We start from the raw sequence: 19,864 nt of genomic DNA, 5'->3' as shown, positions 1-19,864 counted from the left end.
GTTCCGTTCAGAGCGTCGCGCCAGCGCAAAAGGATAGTCCCCGCCAGGCCCCTAAGGGGACGAACTAAACGAACAACCGTCATTTTGAGCTATACCCTAGCTTGGCGTCAGGCTCCGCAATTAGAATGCGTTAAGTTAGAGTCTTGTTCAGCATTTATTGACAGCATCCGTCAAGGGTTATAGACTTCTGGCTGACACTTTGCGCAAGAGACACCCTTGAACGGTCAACGCATCGGCTACGTGCGGGTCAGCAGCTTCGACCAAAACCCGGAACGCCAGCTCGAACAGAGTCAGGTGGACAAGGTGTTCACCGACAAAGCGTCGGGCAAAGATACACAGCGCCAGCAGCTCGACACGCTGCTGGCCTTCGTGCGCGAGGGCGACACCGTGGTGGTGCACAGCATGGATCGCCTGGCGCGCAATCTCGATGACTTGCGCCGCCTGGTGCAAAAGCTCACCAAGCGCGGCGTGCGCATCGAGTTCGTCAAGGAATGCCTGACCTTCACCGGCGAGGACTCGCCGATGGCAAATCTGATGCTGTCCGTGATGGGGGCATTCGCCGAATTCGAGCGCGCCCTGATCCGCGAGAGGCAGCGCGAGGGCATTGCGCTGGCCAAGCAGCGCGGTGCCTACCGGGGCCGCAAGAAAGCCCTGTCGCCAGAGCGTGCGGCCGAGTTGCGTCAACGGGCCGACGCAGGCGAACAAAAGTCAAAACTGGCCCGCGAGTTCGGTGTCAGCCGGGAGACCCTGTATCAATACTTGAGAACTGATCAGTAAACATGCCCCGTCGTTCCATCCTGCCCGCCGCCGAGCGGGAAAGCCTGCTGGCGTTGCCGGACGCCAAGGACGATTTGATCCGGCATTACTCGTTCAGCGATACCGATCTCTCGATCATCCGGCAGCGGCGTGGGCCTGCAAACCGGTTGGGCTTCGCCGTGCAGCTCTGTTACCTGCGCTTTCCCGGCATTCTCCTTGGTGTCGATCAGCCGCCGTTCCCGCCCTTGCTGAAACTAGTCGCCGACCAGATCAAGGTCGGTGTCGAAAGCTGGGACAACTACGGGCAGCGGGAGCAGACCCGGCGCGAACACCTGGTGGAGCTGCAAACGGTCTTCGGTTTCCAGCCGTTCACCATGAGCCACTACCGGAAGGCCGTACACACGCTGACCGAGCTGGCCACGCAAACCGACAAGGGCATCGTGCTGGCCAGCGCCTTGATTGAGCATCTGCGGCGACAGTCGATCATCCTGCCGGCGCTCAACGCCATCGAGCGCGCCAGTGCCGAGGCCATCACCCGCGCCAACCGGCGCATCTACGAAGCCTTGTCCGAGCCGTTGTCGAATGGGCACCGGCGTCGCCTCGACGACCTGCTCAAGCGCCGCGACAACGGCAAGCCAACCTGGCTGGCCTGGCTGCGCCAGTCACCGGCCAAGCCCAATTCACGGCACATGCTCGAACACATCGAACGTCTCAAGGCGTGGCAGGCACTCGACCTGCCTTCTGGTATCGAGCGCCTGATTCACCAGAATCGGCTGCTCAAGATCGCCCGCGAGGGCGGCCAGATGACGCCCGCTGATCTGGCCAAGTTCGAGCCGCAGCGGCGCTACGCTACCCTCGTGGCGCTGGCCATCGAGGGCATGGCTACTGTTACCGACGAAATCATCGACCTACACGACCGGCCATCAACGCCAAGGTGCGCCTGTATGGGCGCATTGGCCAGGCGCTGATCGACGCCAAGCAGTCGGGCCGCGACCCGTTCGCCGCCATTGAGGCAGTCATGTCCTGGGATGCCTTCGCCGAGAGCGTCACCGAGGCACAGAAGCTCGCTCAACCCGATGATTTCGATTTCCTACACCGTATCGGCGAAAGCTACGCCACATTGCGTCGCTACGCGCCGGAATTTCTCGATGTACTCAAGCTGCGGGCCGCACCTGCCGCCAAGAACGTGCTTGATGCCATCGAGGTGCTGCGCGGCATGAACACCGACAACGTCCGCAAGGTGCCCGCCGATGCCCCAACCGATTTCATCAAGCCGCGTTGGCAGAAGCTGGTGATGACCGACGCCGGAATCGACCGGCGTTATTACGAACTGTGCGTGCTGTCGGAACTCAAGAACTTGCTGCGCTCGGGCGACATTTGGGTACAGGGTTCACGCCAATTCAAGGACTTCGAGGACTACCTGGTACCGCCTGCAAAGTTCGCCAGCCTCAAGCGGTCCCGCGAATTGCCGTTGGCCGTGGTCACCGATTGCGACCAGTACCTGAGCGAGCGCTTGGAGCTGCTGGAGGCGCAGCTTGCCACCGTCAACCGAATGGCGTTGGCCAACGACCTGCCGGATGCGATCATCACTGAGTCGGGCCTGAAGATCACGCCGCTGGATGCCGCCGTGCCCGACACGGCGCAGGCGCTGATCGACCAGACGGCGATGATCCTGCCGCACGTCAAGATCACCGAACTATTGCTCGAAGTCGATGAGTGGACGGGCTTCACCCGCCACTTCACGCACCTGAAATCGGGCGACCTGGCCAAGGACAAAAATCTGCTGCTGACCACCATCCTGGCCGACGCAATCAACCTGGGCCTGACCAAGATGGCCGAGTCCTGCCCCGGCACAACCTACGCCAAGCTCGCCTGGCTGCAAGCTTGGCATACCCGCGACGAAACCTATTCGACAGCGCTAGCCGAATTGGTGAACGCCCAGTTCCGGCATCCCTTCGCCGAGCACTGGGGCGACGGCACCACATCATCGTCGGATGGTCAGAACTTCCGAACCGGGAGCAAGGCCGAGAGCACCGGCCACATCAACCCGAAATACGGCAGCAGCCCAGGGCGAACGTTCTACACCCACATCTCTGACCAGTACGCGCCGTTCCACACCAAGGTCGTGAACGTCGGCGTGCGCGATTCGACCTACGTGCTCGACGGCTTGCTGTACCACGAATCCGACCTGCGAATCGAGGAGCACTACACCGACACAGCGGGCTTCACCGATCACGTCTTCGCGCTGATGCACCTCTTGGGCTTCCGCTTTGCACCGCGCATCCGCGACTTGGGCGACACCAAGCTGTTCATTCCCAAGGGTGAAACAAGTTACGACGCACTCAAGCCGATGATTGGCAGCGACAAGCTGAACATCAAGGCTATCCGTGCCCATTGGGACGAAATCCTGCGCCTGGCTACCTCGATCAAGCAGGGCACGGTGACGGCCTCGCTGATGCTGCGCAAGCTCGGCAGCTACCCGCGCCAGAACGGCCTGGCCGTGGCGCTGCGCGAGCTGGGGCGCATCGAACGCACGCTGTTCATCCTGGACTGGCTGCAAAGCGTGGAACTGCGCCGCCGCGTGCATGCCGGGTTGAACAAGGGCGAAGCGCGCAACGCACTGGCCCGCGCCGTGTTCTTCAACCGGCTAGGGGAAATCCGCGACCGCAGTTTCGAGCAACAGCGCTACCGGGCCAGCGGTCTCAACCTAGTCACGGCAGCCGTCGTGTTGTGGAACACGGTCTACCTGGAGCGCGCAGCGCATGCCTTGCGTGGCAACGGCCATGCCGTCGATGAGGCGCTGTTGCCGTACCTGTCGCCGCTGGGCTGGGAACACATCAACCTGACCGGCGATTACCTGTGGCGCAGCAGCGCCAAGATCGGCGCTGGCAAGTTCAGACCGCTACGTCCTCTATCCGGGTCCTAGCGTACGATTTTTTCCGCTTTCTGAGACGACCCCTCCATGAACGCAGAGAATCCCCTTGAAGAAGATACCGCCTCGACGTCGTGGCTGGCACGCTTGCGCGTCGCGCTGCGGCGGCGCCCGCAGCTTGGAACTGCCGAGCTGATCGTTGTAATATCGCTGCTGAATGCGGCGCTGTACCAAATGCCGTTGTTCGCATTTGCGGTCAACGATTTGGTGCAGCTTGGCTATGGTGGACTGCTGACGTTGGCGACGCTATTTGTCGTCGTTGCATTTGTAACGGCACTTGCGCTCGCGTCCGCGGCCCTCGCATCCCAGCACCTCATCAAGCCTCTGTGCATTCTGGGTGCCATGCTCAATGCTGCGGCGCTGTACTTCATGCAGTCCTACGGGGTGCTGCTGGACAAGACGATGATGGGCAACGTCCTGAACACCGATGTGGCCGAAGCAGCGACGCTGTGGCATCCGAAGCTCGCGCTCTACTTGCTCATCCTCGGCTTGGGTCCGAGCCTGTTGCTGGCTCGGGTCCAGATTCGACCGACACGACGCCCGCGCCTATTTGGCTTCGCTGGCGTCGTGTTCGCGATTGGCCTAGGCTGGGTCTATGCGGCCTCAAGCACTTGGTTGTGGATCGACAAGCATGGACGCTCGATAGGGGGCCTGATTTTGCCCTGGTCGTACACCATCAACCTGGCGCGCTACCAGACCTCAAAGTGGGCCGCATCGAGGCAGGCGGAATTGCTACCCGATGCCAGTTTTAAAAGCGACGAGAAGACGGTCGTGGTGTTGGTGATCGGCGAATCGGCTCGAAAGCGCAACTTTTCCCTTTACGGATACCCACGGCAAACAAATCCGATCCTGTCGACTTCTGGGGCCATCCCGCTGGCCGACACGCAGGCGTGCGCAACCTACACCACTGAGGCACTGTTGTGCATCCTGTCCCACGACGATCCCAGCGTGCGTCTGGCCGGTGCCGTCGAGCTGCTGCCTAGCTACCTGCAGCGGCACGGCATCGACGTAATCTGGCGCAGCAACAACTGGGGCGAACCCCCGCTGAAGGTTGGCACCTACGAGCGTGCCAATGACTTGGCGCGGAGTTGCACTGGCTCGTCATGTTTCGGAGACGAAGTCCTGCTGAGCGGCCTCGAGCAGCGGATCCGCGACTCGACCGCCCGTAAGGTGTTCGTAGTGCTGCACCAGGGCGGCAGCCATGGTCCGGCGTATAACACTAAGGCCCCGCCCTCATTCGAGCACTTCAAACCGGTGTGCGATTCGGTTGAACTTAGCCGATGCTCGCGGCAAAGCCTGATCAACGCGTACGACAACTCCATCCTCTTCACAGACCACGTAGTCGGTCGCGCCATCCAGCTGCTGAAGAAAATGGAGGGCGTACCGACAACCTTGCTGTATATATCGGATCACGGCGAGTCGCTCGGCGAACACGGTCTGTATCTGCACGGCACGCCGATGGCGCTGGCGCCCGATGTACAGAAAGAAATCCCGTTCTTGGTCTGGATATCCGATGGCTTTGCGCACCGTCATCGCATCGACGCATCAACACTGCGCAACCGCGTTGCCCATTCACAAGACCAGGTGTTCCACAGCGTCATGGGCGCTTTCGACATGCGCAGCAGGGTTTACAGGCCGCAGAGGGACATCTATGCCCCTTGCTCGGGCGATGTCTGCGACCGCTGAGCTGGTCCCCTCAACAGGAGGAACACACCCACCGAGATCGCGCACAGCCCCGCGAGGCCTACGACCGCAATGCAGGAGAGGGTTTCGTGCGGCCGGAGCCAAAGCAGCAGGCCCCACAGGATCAACGCTGCGCCGGCCGCATGACGACCAGCGCCACGGCAAAGCCATGTCCACCAACCGGAGTGAAGCGCGAGGGCTGCTCCACTGAGGCCCGCGAGCCAGCCGAAGGCCGCCCCAGCTGCTATGTCGAGGGGCCAGTGCGCACCGACGGCCACGCGCGACACCGCGACCATGGTGGCCGCTAGTAGACCGCCAAGGATCAGGGCCCAGTCATGCCACCGCTGCGGCCTCGCAACCCAGGTAGCGATCACTGCAGCGGCGACCGCGAATGCAGTGATGCTGTGCCCGGAGGGAAAACTGTTGTGTTGGAGGATCGGGCCAATCACGTTGAACGTGGCCGAATCCAGCACTGCCGCAGGTCTCGAAGCACTAGCCCAATGCTTTGCTGACACCGAAATCAGGGCGCCCGCAGGCACCGACGCCAGCAGGGCGGCCCATACCTGTGGCTTGGAGGGCAAAAGCAAGGCAAACAAGGCCAAGACGACCGCCGCATCACCCAGCAGGGTGATGGCCGACCAAATCTCCGAAGGAAATGAGGCCAAGGCCCCGTTCCACCACAGAAAAAGTACATGCTGTTCCGGCCAGAGTGCGGTGCTTGCAGCGCCGCCGCCGAACCGCAGCACAAGTAACCCGATCAACGCCAACACCAATAACGCAGGAGCGGCCAAAATCACCAAGCGCGAAGCCGCTCGACCCAACAGAATTGCTTCTCTTGCGTGGCCCGGTCCAATTCGTTCTACGACCATGGTCATGCCTTCTTTGATCGCTTTCTGATTGTCAATCAGCGGGTCGCCGCTACGGCCATTGCAACCAGCTTAGCGCGCATTGTATTCCGTCTTCTGAGACGCCCCTAAGAAGTTGCTGGCCAGCGGCGTTCCGCCCAAGGACGTGGCCAAGAACCTCGGCGTGTCCGTTCCTACGCTGTACCGCTGGGTTCCAGCTTCTGCGCACGCTTAGCGTGCTTTATTTTCCGTTTTCTGAAGCGACCCCACATGCAGCATGGTGTTCTCGCTGCCCGAGAGCTGCGCGCCCGTCACGGCTGCCAGGCACTCGCTCTGCCAGCGGGCAAACGATTCGGCCGTGCGCATCAGCGCAAATTCCACATCCGTCACCGCCACCCCCGAGCCGCTGCGCGCCAGGTGCCAGAAATGGTCATCGCCGCGGTCGCTGGCATCGGTCGGTGCTGTGGTCATGGTCTATCCCTCGCATCGGGCGGCACGGCCAGCCCCTCGCGCAAAGCATAGCAACAGATTCCCCCAACCCGCGGGTAGTCACCCGCAATGACCCCCAGGAGCCCGCGTATGTCGCAGTCCGCCCAGCAACACCCCTTCCTCCAGCACGACAAATTCCTGTTGGCCACCTTCTCGTCCAACTGCTCCGGCGGCATGACGGTCTCCAAGCTGCCCGACCGCTGGCAGGCGACGATGGAGAACAACCTCAAGCTGGCCAAGCTGCTGGACGATGCCGGCATCGACTTCATGCTGCCGATCGCGCGCTGGATCGGCTACGGCGGCGAGACCGACTTCCACGGCACGGTGCTGGAGACCATGACCTGGGCCGCCACCATCCTCGCGCATACCAAGCGCATCACGGCCTTTGCCACCATGCACACCGTCGCCAATCACCCGGTGGTGCTGGCCAAGCAGATCGCCACGCTCTCCGAGGCCAGCGGCGGACGCATCGGCCTGAACATCGTCGCCGGCTGGAACCAGCCCGAATACCAGGCACTCGGCCTGACCCTGCCCGACGACCACGAAACCCGCTACGGCTACGCGCAGGAGTGGTTCGACTTCGTGCGCAAGCTCTGGACGTCCGAGGAGCCTTTCGACTGGAAGGGCAAATACTGGAACACCACGCGCAGCTATGGCCGCCCGCGCCCGCTCGTCGCCCCGCCCATCGTCAACGCCGCCGGCTCGGGCCAGGGGCGCGACTTTGCCACCAGCAACGTCGATTTCCTGTTCACCCCGGCGATCGACCTGGCGCGCTCCAAGGATGAAATCGTGCAGCTCAGGGAGCAGGCAAGCACCAAGGGCCGCAAGGTCGGGGTGCTGACCTTCTCGCACGTGGTCTGCCGCCCGACCGAAGCCGAGGCCAAGGCAGAGCTCAAGCGCCAGCTGGACAACGCCGACTGGGACGCAGTGGACAACCTCGTGCGCCTGCAGTTCGCCCATGCGCAGAGCTTTCCGCACGACCTGCTGGCCTTGATCCGCGAACGCATGGCTACCGGACACGGCGGCTTTCCGCTGGTGGGCACGCCCGAGCAGGTGGCCGACGGCATCAGCCAGCTGCACGAGGCGGGCTTTCGTGGCACCACGCTCTCCTTCCTCGATTACGTCAAGGAATTCCCCTACTTCCGCGATACCGTGCTGCCGATTCTCTCGGCCCGCGGCATTCGCTGAAAGAGCGCCGTGCTGCAACGAGTCACCCCCGCCACCCTGGCTGCGCTGGGCCTGCCCATGCAGGCCGATGCCGCGGGCTTTCGCGGCGCGATGCGCCAGTTCGCCGGTTCGGTCTGCGTGCTCACCGCCGAGGGCGACGCCGGCCCCACGGGCTGCGTCGCCAGCTCGGTCAGCTCCTTCAGCGCCGAGCCGCCGGTGCTGGCGCTGAGCCTGGCGCAGCGCAGCTCTACCGCGCAGGCGCTGCGCACCGGCCGCGCGCTGGGCATCAGCCTGTTGGCACCCGAGGACGAAGCCGTGGCGCAGCGCTTTTCCGGCTTTACCGGGGTCAGCGGCGCGGCGCGCTTCGAGGGCGCCGACTGGCTGCGGCTGGAGCCCGGCGCCCGGGTCCTCTCTGGCGCCCTCGCCGGCCTGGGCTGCGAGGTGCAGGAGCTGCTGCCGCGGCACGGCCAGGTGCTGGTGCTGGCGCGGGTGCACACGATTGCGCCGCGCGCCGGGCAGATCGCACCGCTGCTGTACTGGCACGGCGCTTACCGCAGGCTGCACCAGGGCGGCGATGCTTGAGGGCTTTTCAGGCATGCCGCGGATGCGCAGTCCGGGCATGCAAAAATCGGATCAAAAATGGCTGCAGCGCTTGCCCACCAAGCGCTGTCAGCTATCTTTTGAGTGAAAGCATCAACACCCCCGCGCCTACCAGGCCAATGCCCAGCCAATCGCGCAGGCCGGGGCGCTCGCCCAGAAAAGCCACCGCGAACAAGGCCACCAGCACCACGCTGAACTTGTCCACCGGCGCGACCTGCGAGGCATCGCCGATCTGCAGCGCACGAAAGTAGCAAACCCACGACGCGCCCGTGGCCAGCGCCGAGAGCACCAGAAATGCCATGCTCTTGCCCGGCAGCAGCAGCGGGTTGCTCCACTGCCCTGTCGCCAGCACAAAGCCGGTCAGCACCACCAGCACCACCACGGTGCGCACCCAGGTGGCCAGGTCGGAGTTGATGCCCGTCACCCCCACTTTGGCAAAGATCGCCGTCAGCGCCGCAAAGCCCGCCGAGAGCAGCGCCCAGAAGAACCAGGATTGCGTTTGCGCCATGGCCTCACTCCTTTGCGCCCGGGCGGCGGCGCAGCGTACGGTCCCAATCCGGATCGGGCGCGCCCTCCCCTGCCGGCCGCTGGTTGCGCGAATTCGAGCGCCACACGCCGCCCGACCAGTTCAATTGCGGCTCGGTGCGATACCAGAACCAGCGCCCGTCAGCGTCCTGCGCCAGCCAGTTCCAGCCTTCGCCCTCGGGCGCGTCGGCCCAGTCGGGTTGGGCGTCGTGTGTGTCCATCTTTGTCATTGAATTTGAATCAAATACAACCTTGGCGCTTGTCTAACATGCGCAAACAGCTATGTTTTCAAGAATGCCGCGCCCGCAACCCTACTGCGCCGCCGCGCGCAGCGTCTGCACCACCGGGCGGCGCAGCACCTCGCGCAGACCCCACCAGCCGGCGGCCAGCGCCAGCAGCGCGCCCGTGATGCTGCCCGCCAGCGGTATCCACAGCGGCGCCGTCCAGGTGAAATCAAACACGTAGAGCGCCAGCAGTGCCCCCACCACCAGCGCCACGCTGCTGGCGAGCAGGCCGGCCAACAGCCCCACACCCGCCAGTTCCGCACGCTGCACCTGGCGCAGCAGCCGCCCCGACGCTCCCAGTGCGCGCATGACGGCAAACTCGCGCGCGCGCTCTTCCCGCGTGGCGGTGACGGCGGCAAACAGCACGATCAGCCCGGCGGCCAGCGTGAAGGCAAACAGAAACTGCACCGCGCCAATCACCTGCGCCATCACGCCTTGCACCTGCGCCAGCGTGGCGCTCAGATCGACATTGGTGACGTTGGGAAACTGGCGCACCAGCGCGTTGTCAAAGCCGGCCACCTCTGGTGCACGGTAAGCGGCGAGGTAGGTGATGGGCACATCGGGCATCTCGGCCAGCGGGTAGAGGACGAAGAAATTGGCGCGCATCGAGCTCCAATCCACCTTGCGCAGGCTGGTGATGCGTGCCTGGCTGGCCATGCCGGCAATGTCAAAACTCAGCGTATCGCCGAGCTTCAGGCCCAGCGTCTTGGCCAGGCCCTCTTCGACGCTCACCGCACCCGCCTCGCCCGGCTGCCAGCGCCCGGCGGTGATGGCGTTGTGCTTTGGTGCCTGCAGGCTGTGCGAGAGATTGAATTCGCGCTCGACCAGGCCCTGCGCGCGCTCATCCGGATAGTCGGCGGCACTCACCGGCTTGCCGTTCACTGCCACCAGACGGCCGCGAAACATCGGGTACCAGTCGTAGTGCGTCACGCCCGCGCCGGCGAGCATGGCGCGGAAGTCCGCGGTCTGGTCGGGCTGGATGTTGATGACGAAGCGGTCCGGCGCATTCGCGGGAGTGGCCTGGCGCCAGCTGGCGATGAGGTCGGTGCGCAGCAGCACCAGCAGCACCAGCGCCAGCAGCCCCACGGCCAGGCTGCTGACCTGCACCACCGCGTAGGCCGGGCGCGCCGCGATCTGGCGCGTGGCCAGCACCAGCCAGCGGGGCGCGCGCGCCTCGTGCACGCTGTTGCGCAGCACCCGGACGGCCAGCCAGGCCAGCAGCGCAAACAGCAGCACTGCCACGGCAAAGCCGCCCACCGCCACCAATCCCAGCCGCCAGTCGCGGCTGACGATGAGCAGCAGCGCCGCAAAACCCGCCATGCCCAGCAGCAGCACCGCCAGCGACGCCGGCTTGACGCCACCCAGATCGCGCCGGATCACGCGCAGCGGCGGCACGCGCGCCAGTTGCAGCACCGGCGGCAGGCCAAAGGCCGCCAGCAAGGTCAGCCCCACGCCCAGACCCAGCAGCGCCGGCCAGACACTGGCGGGCGGCAGGCCGGCGGGCACCAGCCCCGCGAGCAGCCAGACGAAGACCCAGTGCACCGCCCAGCCCAGCAGCGCCCCGGCCACGCTGGCCAGCAGGCCCGCGAGTGCAAATTCGACCACATAGGCCGCGGCAATCGTGCGCTGCGCCAGCCCCAGCACGCGCAGCAGCGCCGCACCATCCAGGTGCTGACTGGCAAACGCGCGGGCCGCCAACGCCACCGCCACCGCCGACAACAGCGCGGCCAGCAGCGCGACGAGGTTCAGAAACTGCTGCGCGCGGTCCAGCGTCTGGCGCATCTCGGGGCGCCCGCTCTCCAGCGACTCCACGCGCACGCCGCGCACGCCCGGCGCCTTGGCCTGCTGCTGCGCCCAGGCGGCGAACCGCGCCACCGCATCCGCGTCGCCCGCCACCGCGTAGCGCCAGGTGATGCGGCTGGCCGGCTGCACCAGCGCGGTGGCGGGCAGATCGGCAGCGTTCATCAGCACGCGCGGCGCAAAACTCATGAAGCCGCTGCCGCGGTCGGGCTCCAGCGTGATGATGCGGGCAATGGTCAGGCGCGCATCGCCCAGCCACAGCGCATCGCCAACGGCCACATCCAGCGCGCCCAGCAGCGGCGCGTCGACCCAGACCTGGCCGGGCGCGGGAATATCCGGCGTGGGCGCGCCGGGCTGCTCCGGGACTGCCGCCGTCTGCACCTGCCCGCGCAGCGGGTAGCCGGGCGCCACGCTCTTGAGCGCCACCAGCCGGCTGGCGCCGCCCTGTGCGTCGTCGGCGCGCGCCATGGTGGGAAAGGACAGCGTGCCCACGCCCGCCAGCCCGAGCCTGCGCGCTTCATCGACAAAGGCCTGGGGCGTGGCCTGATCGCTGGCGATGACCACATCCCCCCCGAGCAACTGCACCGCATCGCGCTGCAGGCCGCCCTGCAGGCGATCGGCCAGGAAGCCCACCGCGCTGAGCGCCGCCACCGCCAGCAGCACCGCCAGCATCAGCAGGCGCAATTCGCCCGCGCGCAGATCGCGCCAAAGCGCACGCCAGCCCAGCCGCAGCGGCGATGGGGAGCGAATGGTGGGTGTGGGAGCAGGGGCTTGCATGGCTGGCGCAATTGTCTCTAAAGTGCGTATACCCCCGTCGACGCATGGCAGCGACGGGAATATCCGACACCCAAGCGGCATCTAAGCTGCTGAAACCAGGCAAAAGAAGCACCGCCATGACAACCCAGACCGTTCACCTGCTCGCCAAGACCGAAGTCGCCCGCGGCACCATCGCCTTTCACCTCGAAAAACCCGCCGGTTTCAGCTTCCGCGCCGGCCAGGCAATGGATGTGATCCTGCCCAACGCCGGTGAGGCGCGCAATACCGGCGACGGGCGCCACGCGTTTTCCATCGTCAGCGCGCCGCACGAGACCGAGCTCGTCGTCACTACCCGCATGCGCGACAGCACCTTCAAGAAGGCGCTGGGCAGCCTGCCGATCGGCGCAGTGCTGGAGATCGACGGCCCGTTTGGCTCGCTCACGCTGCACAAGAAGGTGGAGCGCGCCGGCGTGCTGATTGCCGGCGGCATCGGCATCACGCCCTTCATCAGCATGCTGCGCGATGCGGCGCACCGCCAATCGCCCCAGCCGCTGGCGCTGCTGTACTCCAACCGCCGCCCCGAGGACACCGCCTTCCTCGCCGAGTTGCGCCAAATGGAAAAGACCAACCCGCACTTCAGGCTGGTGGCAACCATGACCGACATGGCCCAGTCCAGCCAGAGCTGGAGCGGCGAGACCGGCATCATCGATGCGGATTACGTCAAGCGCGCCACCGCGACGCTGCCGGCGCCGATTTTTTACCTCTGCGGCCCGCCCGGCATGGTCGAGGCGATGCGCACCATGCTGACCGAAGCCGGCTACGACGAAGACGACGTGCGCAGCGAAGAGTTCTACGGCTATTGAAGAGGTACACCATGACTTTCGCGGCAATGCAGCTCAAGGACCAGCTGGGGCCGATCGGCGATGTGCAACTCGTCGAGATGGCGATGGCTGGCGAGAAGCAAGCCTTCATCTCCATCATGCGGCGCTACAACCAGCTGCTGTTTCGCACCGCGCGCAGCATTCTCAGGAACGATGGCGAGGCCGAAGAGGCGCTGCAGGACGGCTACCTGCGCGCTTGGCGGGCCCTCGGCACCTTCCGCGCAGACGCCAAGCTCTCCACCTGGCTGGTGCGCATCGTCGCCAACGAGGCACTGGGGCGCCTGCGCCGCAGGCATGGCGAGGTCATCCCGCTGGATGCCGCCATGCTGATTCCCGATGCCGACGTACAGTCCCATTTCATTGCCAATGCCGATGAGCAACCCGAAGGAGCCGCCATGCGTGAAGAAGTCCGCAAGCTGCTGGAAAACCGCATCGATCGCTTGCCCGATGCCTACCGTACCGTGTTCATGCTGCGTGCTGTGCAGGAGATGAGCGTGGAAGAAGTCGCCCACGCGCTGCAGATCCCGGAGGCAACGGTCCGCACACGCTTCTTTCGCGCCCGCGGGCTGCTGCGCGAAGGCCTGGCGAGCGAGATGGACATGGGTCTGAACGACGCATTCTCCTTCGATGGCGAACGCTGCGACCGCATCGTCGAGCGCACGCTCGAGCGCACGCTGGCCGAAGGCTTCTTTCGGGCAGCCTGAGAGCCGCCGCCGGGCCAATAGACATGAGGCAGCGCCATGAACAGTGTGCTCGGGCATCTGGGAAGCTGGCTGGCGCACTACCTGGCCCGGCGCAGTCCGCGCCATGATGCGCTCTCCACCACCTCGGGCGCGCAGCTGAGGGCGCTGCTGCAGCCCGGCGACGTGCTGCTGGTGGATGGCGATACCCGCATCAGCACCGCCATCAAGTACCTCACGCAATCGAGCTGGTCGCACGCCGCGCTGTACGTGGGCACGGCGCCGTTTGCCGGTACGGATCACGCCAGCCATTGCCTGGTGGAGGCCGATCTGAACGCAGGCGTGCGCAGCCTTGCCATCGATGAATACACCCAGGTGCCCACGCGTATCTGCCGCGCCGTGGGCCTGAGCGACGCCGAGCGCCAGGCGCTGGTGGCTTTCGCCGTCGCCCGCATCGGCGAGGCCTACGACCTGCGCAACGTGTTCGATCTGGCGCGCTACCTGCTGCCCACGCCGCCGGTGCCGGTGCACCTGCGCCGGCGCATGATCGCGCTGGGCAGCGGCGCGCCCACACGCGCCATCTGCTCCACGCTCATCGCCGAGGCTTTCCAGTCCATCGACTACCCCATCCTGCCGATCATCGAACACCGGCCCGAACCCACCGCCGTCTGCCCGGCCTGCACCGCCGAGGTACTGCACATTCGCGACCATTCGCTGTTCACGCCGCGCGACTTCGACGTTTCGCCGTATTTCGAGATCATCAAACCCAAACTGGCTGCGGGTTTCGATTTCCGCCATCTGGTGTGGGATCGCACCAGCGAGCCGGCCAAGAGCCAACAGACGGTGTAACTGCGCGTCTCGACGGTGACAAGCCCGGGCCCGCGCAGTTGGGGCTTCTGGCATGCTTGGCACCCCAACCATCGGGAGACAGCGGCGTGGCAGAAGTGAAAGCAGACGCATTGGTGGTCGGCGGCGGCCTGGCGGGCATAGTCACCGCGCTGCAGTTGCTGCGCGCGGGCCAGCGCGTGGCGCTGGTCGATCGGGATACGCCCGAGCGCTTCGGCGGTCTGGCGCTCTGGGCCTTTGGCGGCATGGCGCTGGTGGGCACGCCGCTGCAGGCGCGCGCCAGGATTCAGGACACGCCCGAGCAGGCGCTGGCCGACTGGCTGCGCTTTGGCGAGCTGGATGCCGAAGACCATTGGCCGCTGCAATGGGCCAGGCACTACGTCGAGCACAGCCGCGTGCAGGTGTACGACTGGCTGCTCGGTCACGGCCTGAAGTTCATGCCCGCGGTGCAGCTGGTGGAGCGCGGGCGCCACGGCGAGGGCAACAGCGTGCCGCGCTACCACATCGTCTGGGGCACTTCGCGCTACCTGACGCGCACGCTCATCACCGCCCTGCTGGCGGCGGACCAGGGACGGCTCACGCGGCTGCACCGGCACCGCGTGACGGCGCTGGAGATGCAGAACGGGCGTCTCACCGGCGCACTGGCTGTCCATGAAGACAGCGGCGCCGAAGTGCAGTTGCGGGCCGATACCGTGGTGCTGGCTATGGGCGGCATCAACGGCAGCCATGAGGAAGCGCGGCGCAACTGGCCCAAGGACCGGTCACTGCCCGCCAGCATGCTCAACGGCGCGCACCCGTTCGCCGACGGGCGCATGCACCACTGGGCGGCCGAGCACGCGGGCGCGCAGATCACGCATGCGGGCGAGATGTGGAACTACGCCGCCGGCATTGCGCACCCCTTTCCCCATTTCCCGGGGCATGGCCTGTCGCTGATTCCCGCCAAATCCGCGCTCTGGCTCGATCACCGTGGCCGGCGCATCGGCCCCGAACCGCTGGTGACCGGCTTTGACACCCACTGGCTGTGCCAGCAGGTCGCCGCGCTGCCCAGGCCCTGGACCTGGCAGCTGATGAACTGGCGCATCGCCGCCAAGGAGTTTGCGATCTCCGGCGCCGAGCACAACCAGCGCATTCGCGACCGGCAGTTTCTGCGCTTCCTCAAGGAAACCCTGCTGGGCAACCACAGGCTGCTGCGGCAGATGCAGCGGCAAAGCACCGATTTCCTCGTCGCCGACAGCCTGGGCGAACTCGCGCGCAAGATGAACCAGCGCACCGCCTCGCTGGACATCGACCCAGCCGTGCTGCAGGCCACGGCGGATGCGTTCGACGCGCAGTTCAGTCACGGCACGCCGAACGACGACGTGCAGGTGCGCCGCATCCTGCAGGCACGCGCCTGGGGCCCGGACCGGCTGCGCACCAGCCAACCCGCACCCCTGCAAAAACCGGGCAGCGGCCCCTTCATCGCCATCCACACCCAGCTCATCACGCGCAAAAGCCTGGGCGGTCTGCAGACCGATCTGCAAAGCCGCGCGCTCGATGCCCGGGGCGCGCCCATCGCGGGCCTGTACTGCGTCGGCGAGGCCGCGGGCTTTGGCGGCGGAGGCGCGAGCGGAAAGCGCTCGCTGGAGGGCACTTTTCTGCCCGGCTGCATCCTGACCGCGCAAGCGGCCGCGCGTTCGATTTCCGAAGGAGCCTGAACATGGGCCTGGCCTACCCCGCTACCGTCGCCGACTGGCGGCGCATCGCGCGCAAGCGCCTGCCGCATTTCTATTTTGACTACATCGACGGCGGCGCGGGCGAGGAGCGCACGCTGGCCGCCAACGCGCAGGCCTTTGCCGATCTGCGACTGCGCCAGCGCGTGATGGTGAATGTGGAGGGCGCCAGCACGCAGGCCAGCATCGCGGGCGAGAGCTGCGCGCTGCCGCTGGCGCTGGCTCCGGTGGGCCTGGCGGGCCTGGCCGCCGCGCGCGGCGAGGTGCAGGCGGCGCGCGCGGCCAAGGCCTTTGGCGTGCCCTTCACGCTCTCCACCGTCGGCGTTTGCCCGCTGTCGGAAGTGGCTGCGGCAACGCAATCGCCATTCTGGTTCCAGCTCTACATGCTGCGTGATCGCGGCGCGGTGCAGGCGCTGCTGCAGCAGGCCTGGCAGAGCGGCTGCCGCACGCTGGTGTTCACCGTGGATCTGGCCGTCACCGGCCCGCGCTGGCGCGACGTGCGCCACGGCGTGACGGCCACCGGCGCGCGCCCGGGGCTGATTCGCGCGCTGCAGGTGCTGGCGCGCCCGGGCTGGCTGCGGCGCGTGGCGCTGGGGGGCAAGCCGCTGACCTTTGGCAATCTGGCATCGCAAGTGCCCGGCGCACGTGACCTGAATGCCTTTCGCAGCTGGGTCGACGCGCAGTTCGACCCCAGCGTGACCTGGCAGGACATCGCCTGGCTGCGCGGGCAGTGGAAAGGCAGGCTGCTCATCAAGGGCATTCTTTCAACCCAGGATGCGCAGGCCGCCGTCGATGCGGGTGCGGACGGCATCGTCGTCTCCAACCACGGCGGGCGCCAGCTCGACTGCGCACCCGCCACCGCCAGCATGCTGCCGGCCATCGCGCAGGCGGTGGGCAAGCAGACCGAGGTGCTGATCGATGGCGGCGTGCGCAGCGGCGTGGATGTCTTCAAGGCGCTGGCGCTGGGCGCCCGCGGCGTGCTCATCGGCCGCCCCTGGGTCTGGGCTCTGGCGGCCGAGGGCGAGGCGGGCGTGGGTCGGCTGCTGGCGCATTGGCGGCAGGAGCTCAAGGTGACGATGATGCTGACGGGCGTGACGCGTGTGCAGGACATCCACGCGGCGCACCTGGACGGCAATTTTTAAGCCAAAACACCTTGCAGCGCACTTTTGACAAGAGCAACACGCTATCAATAGCATAGAACCCATCCAACGGAACCCCCCCATGAACGGCGCCCAAGCCCTGCTCAAGACCCTCGCCGACGCGGGCGTTGAGGTCTGCTTCACCAACCCCGGCACGAGCGAGATGCACTTTGTCGCCGCGCTGGACAGCGAGCCGCGCATGCGCGCCGTGCTGGCGCTGTTCGAGGGGGTGGCTACCGGTGCCGCCGATGGCTACGCGCGCATGGCGGGCAAGCCGGCGGCCACGCTGCTGCACTTGGGCTGCGGCCTGGGCAACGGCCTGGCCAACCTGCACAACGCGCGCAAGGGCAAGGTGCCGGTACTGAACATCGTGGGCGACCACGCCACCAGCCATGTGAAGTACGACGCGCAGCTGCAATCCGACATAGAAACCGTGGCGCGCAACGTCTCACCCGCTTTTGTGCGCACCTCGCAATCCACGGTGAATCTGTCCAGGGATGCGCTGGACGCGCTGACCGCCGCGCGCGGGCTGCCGGGCCAGGTGGCCACGCTCATCCTGCCCGCCGACGTGTCCTGGAGCGAGGGCGGCGTGCCGGCGGCACCCATGCCCGCCGCCGCAGCGGCGGCGGCCGACGACGCCACCATAGAGCGCATCGCCGCCGTCCTGCGCTCCGGCGAAAAGGTGGCGCTGCTGCTGGGCGGTCACGCCTTGCGCGAGGCCTCCCTGATGCCCGCCGCGCGCATCGCCTCGCAGAGCGGCGCGGCGCTGCTCGCCGAATGCTTCCCGACCCGCATGGAGCGCGGCGCCGGGCTGCCGAACGTGGAGCGCATCGCCTATCTGGCCGAACTCGCAGGGGTGCAGCTCGCGCCCTTCAAGCACCTGGTTCTGGTCGACGCCAAGTCGCCCGTATCCTTCTTTGCCTACCCGGGCAAAAAGAGCGACCTCGTGCCCGAGGGTTGCCAGGTCCACACCCTTGCCAGCCCGGCGCAGGATGCCGCCGCCAGTCTGCAAAAGCTGATGACCGTGCTCAATGCCGCCGGCACCGCTGCGCTGCTGCAGCCGGCCCAGCGCCCGGTGCGCCCGGCGGGCAGGCTCACGGCGCCCAAGGTCTGCAAGGCCATCGGTCACCTGCTGCCCGAGAACGCCATCCTGATCGACGAAGCCATCACCTCCGGCCTGATGCTGGGTGTGATGACCGCCGGCTGCCCGCGCCACGATCTCATCACGCTGACCGGCGGCGCGATCGGCCAGGGCCTGCCCAATGCCGTAGGCGCGGCCGTCGCCTGCCCCGATCGCCCGGTCGTCGCGCTGATCGGCGACGGCACCGCGATGTACACCATCCAGGCGCTGTGGAGCATGGCGCGCGAGAACCTCAACGTCACGGCGGTGATCTTCAACAACGCCAGCTACTCGGTGCTCAACGTCGAACTGGACCGGGTCGGCGCCGCGGGCGGCGGCGGGCCCAAAGCGCGCGCCCAGCTCGATCTGCATGGCCCGCAGCTGAACTTTGCCCAGCTGGCGCAGGGCATGGGCGTGCATGCGGTGCGCGCCAGCACGGCGGAAGATTTCTGCCAGGCGTTTGAATACGCCCAGGCGCATCCGGGACCGCACCTGATCGAGGCACTGGTACCTGAATCGCTCGCCGGTGCCAAGCGCCGCGTACTGCCATGGATGCTGCGCGCGCTGCCCAACCTGCCGCCCGCGGTGGCGCAGGCGATCAAGCGCAAGATCGCGCCATGAAAATCATCCCAAATCCGGTAGTTGGATACGCCTGCCAGTGCCGTGATCGGCATGCCAGGCAAGGCGTGAGAACGCAGCGCACTCCTGTGCGCCAGAACGAACAACGCCGCATGGCGTGTCGAGCATGGTGCTGGCGGGTGCATAGCGCTGTCACCCTCGCGGTGGACTGTGCTGAAGTGTCAAAATTCAACGCTCACAAGAACTTGCAGACGTTCACAAGCGGTCAACTGCCGGCTTTGGGATCACCCGCCCTGCGGCACATCCTCGCGACTGCCCGCGCGCCGCAGCTTGCCATCGGTGCCGAAGGTGGCGGTGAAGATCATCGCGCGCGTCGGGCCGTCGAGCCATTTCCAATCCCAATCGGTTTCGCGGCTCGGGTCGTAGGTCACCTTGCGCGCCGGCTGCCCCAGCAGGCGGCGCACCGCCTGCTGGTCCATGCCCGGCTGCACGCGGGCAAAATTCTCGGGCGTGAGCACCTGCGTCAGCGCCGTCATGGTGCCGCCCGCGGCGATCGTGATCATGTAGTTCACATGGCCCTCGGGCTGGCGGTTGTACTCAAAGGTGCTGGCGCCATCCGCCTCGGGCCAGATGCGCGCCGGCTCACCGAAGCGTGCGCGCACATCGGCCTCGGTCGAGATGCCGGGCTGCAGCTCGCTGATGCTTTGCATGTCGCACCCCGCCAGAGCAAAGCCCAGCAGGCAAGTGGCGACGACAGAAACCTTGCGAAGCAGAGGATGCATGGGTGGTACCGGTAAAATCCGTGGCTGACAAAGGTTGAGCCATGTATCTTATTCGCCGCCCTGACTACCAGTCCGACACCACCCAATTCATACAGCAGTTGCGCGAGCAAAAGCCTGGCCTGGAAAAGCGCCAGTTCGACGGCAGGGAGCTGCTCTGGGACAAGAAGGTCGACCGCACGCTCTGGCAGGACCTGCGCGCCGGCCGCGTGCACCAGAAGGCCTACGTCTATTACTCGTTCGACCAGAACGGCAACGACTCCATTCCCACATAAATCCGGCTCTGGCGCAATA

The 19,864-nt window shown here is 66.1% G+C and carries 17 protein-coding genes and 2 pseudogenes; 13 read left to right on the top strand and 6 right to left on the bottom strand.

Annotated features, from left to right (window positions below):
* The first annotated feature begins 216 nt into the window (after positions 1-216).
* The 3 genes and pseudogenes from ABS45_RS03880 (at position 217) to eptA (ending at position 5,374) form a co-directional block, all read left to right on the top strand.
* Positions 217-777, top strand: coding sequence for a recombinase family protein (locus tag ABS45_RS03880; protein WP_291553174.1), 561 nt, complete (start codon positions 217-219; stop codon positions 775-777).
* 2 nt (positions 778-779) lie between these two features.
* Positions 780-3,682, top strand: a pseudogene (locus tag ABS45_RS03875) (Tn3 family transposase).
* Between the two features lie 36 nt (positions 3,683-3,718).
* On the top strand, positions 3,719-5,374 hold the full coding sequence (gene eptA, locus ABS45_RS03870) for a phosphoethanolamine--lipid A transferase EptA (protein WP_291553171.1): 1,656 nt from the start codon (positions 3,719-3,721) through the stop codon (positions 5,372-5,374).
* On the opposite strand, the gene ABS45_RS03865 is transcribed toward eptA, so the two are convergent.
* Entirely contained in the window at positions 5,338-6,246 is a 909-nt protein-coding gene (locus tag ABS45_RS03865) for a phosphatase PAP2 family protein (RefSeq protein ID WP_291553167.1), read from the bottom strand. The two genes, eptA and ABS45_RS03865, sit on opposite strands and share 37 nt — an antisense overlap.
* 91 nt (positions 6,247-6,337) lie before the next feature.
* On the opposite strand from ABS45_RS03865, the pseudogene ABS45_RS03860 reads away from it, so the two are divergent.
* A pseudogene (locus ABS45_RS03860) lies at positions 6,338-6,451 on the top strand (helix-turn-helix domain-containing protein); the annotation flags it as partial.
* On the opposite strand, the gene ABS45_RS03855 reads toward ABS45_RS03860, so the two are convergent.
* Positions 6,448-6,687, bottom strand: coding sequence for a hypothetical protein (locus ABS45_RS03855; RefSeq protein WP_291553165.1), 240 nt, complete (start codon positions 6,685-6,687; stop codon positions 6,448-6,450). The pseudogene ABS45_RS03860 and the gene ABS45_RS03855 sit on opposite strands and share 4 nt — an antisense overlap.
* A 108-nt stretch (positions 6,688-6,795) precedes the next feature.
* Between ABS45_RS03855 and ABS45_RS03850 the strand changes: the two genes are divergently transcribed.
* Positions 6,796-7,893: an LLM class flavin-dependent oxidoreductase gene (locus tag ABS45_RS03850; protein ID WP_291553163.1), complete on the top strand. Its 1,098-nt coding sequence runs from the start codon at positions 6,796-6,798 to the stop codon at positions 7,891-7,893.
* Between the two features lie 9 nt (positions 7,894-7,902).
* A complete protein-coding gene (locus ABS45_RS03845; RefSeq protein WP_291553160.1) occupies positions 7,903-8,454 on the top strand; it encodes a flavin reductase family protein in 552 nt (183 codons plus the stop codon).
* Positions 8,455-8,545: 91 nt separating this feature from the next.
* On the opposite strand, the gene ABS45_RS03840 is transcribed toward ABS45_RS03845, so the two are convergent.
* The 3 genes from ABS45_RS03840 to ABS45_RS03830 all read right to left on the bottom strand — a co-directional run bounded on the left by ABS45_RS03840 (position 8,546) and on the right by ABS45_RS03830 (position 11,858).
* Positions 8,546-8,980, bottom strand: a complete 435-nt coding sequence (locus tag ABS45_RS03840) for an EamA family transporter (RefSeq protein WP_291553157.1) — start codon at positions 8,978-8,980, stop codon at positions 8,546-8,548.
* A 4-nt stretch (positions 8,981-8,984) separates the two neighbouring features.
* A complete protein-coding gene (locus tag ABS45_RS03835) occupies positions 8,985-9,218 on the bottom strand; it encodes a hypothetical protein (RefSeq protein WP_291553155.1) in 234 nt (77 codons plus the stop codon).
* Positions 9,219-9,308: 90 nt separating this feature from the next.
* On the bottom strand, positions 9,309-11,858 hold the full coding sequence (locus ABS45_RS03830) for an FtsX-like permease family protein (protein WP_291553153.1): 2,550 nt from the start codon (positions 11,856-11,858) through the stop codon (positions 9,309-9,311).
* 116 nt (positions 11,859-11,974) lie between these two features.
* Between ABS45_RS03830 and ABS45_RS03825 the strand changes: the two genes are divergently transcribed.
* The 6 genes from ABS45_RS03825 to ABS45_RS03800 all read left to right on the top strand — a co-directional run bounded on the left by ABS45_RS03825 (position 11,975) and on the right by ABS45_RS03800 (position 18,833).
* On the top strand, positions 11,975-12,700 hold the full coding sequence (locus tag ABS45_RS03825; RefSeq protein ID WP_291553151.1) for an FAD-dependent oxidoreductase: 726 nt from the start codon (positions 11,975-11,977) through the stop codon (positions 12,698-12,700).
* Positions 12,701-12,726: 26 nt separating this feature from the next.
* Positions 12,727-13,422, top strand: coding sequence for an RNA polymerase sigma factor (locus ABS45_RS03820; RefSeq protein ID WP_291553195.1), 696 nt, complete (start codon positions 12,727-12,729; stop codon positions 13,420-13,422).
* A gap of 36 nt (positions 13,423-13,458) precedes the next feature.
* Entirely contained in the window at positions 13,459-14,247 is a 789-nt protein-coding gene (locus tag ABS45_RS03815; RefSeq protein WP_291553148.1) for a YiiX/YebB-like N1pC/P60 family cysteine hydrolase, read from the top strand.
* Positions 14,248-14,333: 86 nt separating this feature from the next.
* Positions 14,334-15,938, top strand: a complete 1,605-nt coding sequence (locus tag ABS45_RS03810; RefSeq protein ID WP_291553146.1) for an FAD-dependent oxidoreductase — start codon at positions 14,334-14,336, stop codon at positions 15,936-15,938.
* A 2-nt stretch (positions 15,939-15,940) separates the two neighbouring features.
* Positions 15,941-17,095 carry an L-lactate dehydrogenase gene (locus ABS45_RS03805; protein ID WP_291553145.1) on the top strand — a complete coding sequence of 385 codons (1,155 nt, stop codon included), beginning with the start codon at positions 15,941-15,943 and terminating at the stop codon, positions 17,093-17,095.
* A gap of 79 nt (positions 17,096-17,174) precedes the next feature.
* On the top strand, positions 17,175-18,833 hold the full coding sequence (locus ABS45_RS03800; RefSeq protein ID WP_291553143.1) for an acetolactate synthase large subunit: 1,659 nt from the start codon (positions 17,175-17,177) through the stop codon (positions 18,831-18,833).
* A 242-nt stretch (positions 18,834-19,075) separates the two neighbouring features.
* Here the strand turns inward: ABS45_RS03800 and bamE are convergent, their stop codons facing one another.
* Positions 19,076-19,573: an outer membrane protein assembly factor BamE gene (gene bamE, locus ABS45_RS03795; protein ID WP_291553141.1), complete on the bottom strand. Its 498-nt coding sequence runs from the start codon at positions 19,571-19,573 to the stop codon at positions 19,076-19,078.
* A 41-nt stretch (positions 19,574-19,614) separates the two neighbouring features.
* Between bamE and ABS45_RS03790 the strand changes: the two genes are divergently transcribed.
* Positions 19,615-19,845 (top strand): DUF3460 family protein, encoded by a 231-nt coding sequence (locus ABS45_RS03790; protein ID WP_291553138.1) that lies wholly within the window; start codon positions 19,615-19,617, stop codon positions 19,843-19,845.
* Positions 19,846-19,864 lie beyond the last annotated feature (19 nt).

This window comes from Comamonas sp. SCN 65-56 (assembly GCF_001724135.1).
Taxonomy (GTDB): domain Bacteria; phylum Pseudomonadota; class Gammaproteobacteria; order Burkholderiales; family Burkholderiaceae_C; genus Comamonas_C.
This window is presented reverse-complemented; position numbering and strand designations above follow the sequence as displayed.

What these genes read in the sequence shown, in the direction of transcription:
- eptA (WP_291553171.1), top strand. Translation starts at nt 3,719, where the DNA reads ATGAACGCAGAGAATCCCCTTGAAGAAGATACCGCCTCGACGTCGTGG.
- ABS45_RS03865 (WP_291553167.1), bottom strand. Translation starts at nt 6,246, where the DNA reads ATGACCATGGTCGTAGAACGAATTGGACCGGGCCACGCAAGAGAAGCA.
- ABS45_RS03855 (WP_291553165.1), bottom strand. Translation starts at nt 6,687, where the DNA reads ATGACCACAGCACCGACCGATGCCAGCGACCGCGGCGATGACCATTTC.
- ABS45_RS03850 (WP_291553163.1), top strand. Translation starts at nt 6,796, where the DNA reads ATGTCGCAGTCCGCCCAGCAACACCCCTTCCTCCAGCACGACAAATTC.
- ABS45_RS03840 (WP_291553157.1), bottom strand. Translation starts at nt 8,980, where the DNA reads ATGGCGCAAACGCAATCCTGGTTCTTCTGGGCGCTGCTCTCGGCGGGC.
- ABS45_RS03835 (WP_291553155.1), bottom strand. Translation starts at nt 9,218, where the DNA reads ATGGACACACACGACGCCCAACCCGACTGGGCCGACGCGCCCGAGGGC.
- ABS45_RS03830 (WP_291553153.1), bottom strand. Translation starts at nt 11,858, where the DNA reads ATGCAAGCCCCTGCTCCCACACCCACCATTCGCTCCCCATCGCCGCTG.
- ABS45_RS03825 (WP_291553151.1), top strand. Translation starts at nt 11,975, where the DNA reads ATGACAACCCAGACCGTTCACCTGCTCGCCAAGACCGAAGTCGCCCGC.
- ABS45_RS03820 (WP_291553195.1), top strand. Translation starts at nt 12,727, where the DNA reads ATGCAGCTCAAGGACCAGCTGGGGCCGATCGGCGATGTGCAACTCGTC.
- ABS45_RS03815 (WP_291553148.1), top strand. Translation starts at nt 13,459, where the DNA reads ATGAACAGTGTGCTCGGGCATCTGGGAAGCTGGCTGGCGCACTACCTG.
- ABS45_RS03805 (WP_291553145.1), top strand. Translation starts at nt 15,941, where the DNA reads ATGGGCCTGGCCTACCCCGCTACCGTCGCCGACTGGCGGCGCATCGCG.
- ABS45_RS03800 (WP_291553143.1), top strand. Translation starts at nt 17,175, where the DNA reads ATGAACGGCGCCCAAGCCCTGCTCAAGACCCTCGCCGACGCGGGCGTT.
- bamE (WP_291553141.1), bottom strand. Translation starts at nt 19,573, where the DNA reads ATGCATCCTCTGCTTCGCAAGGTTTCTGTCGTCGCCACTTGCCTGCTG.
- ABS45_RS03790 (WP_291553138.1), top strand. Translation starts at nt 19,615, where the DNA reads ATGTATCTTATTCGCCGCCCTGACTACCAGTCCGACACCACCCAATTC.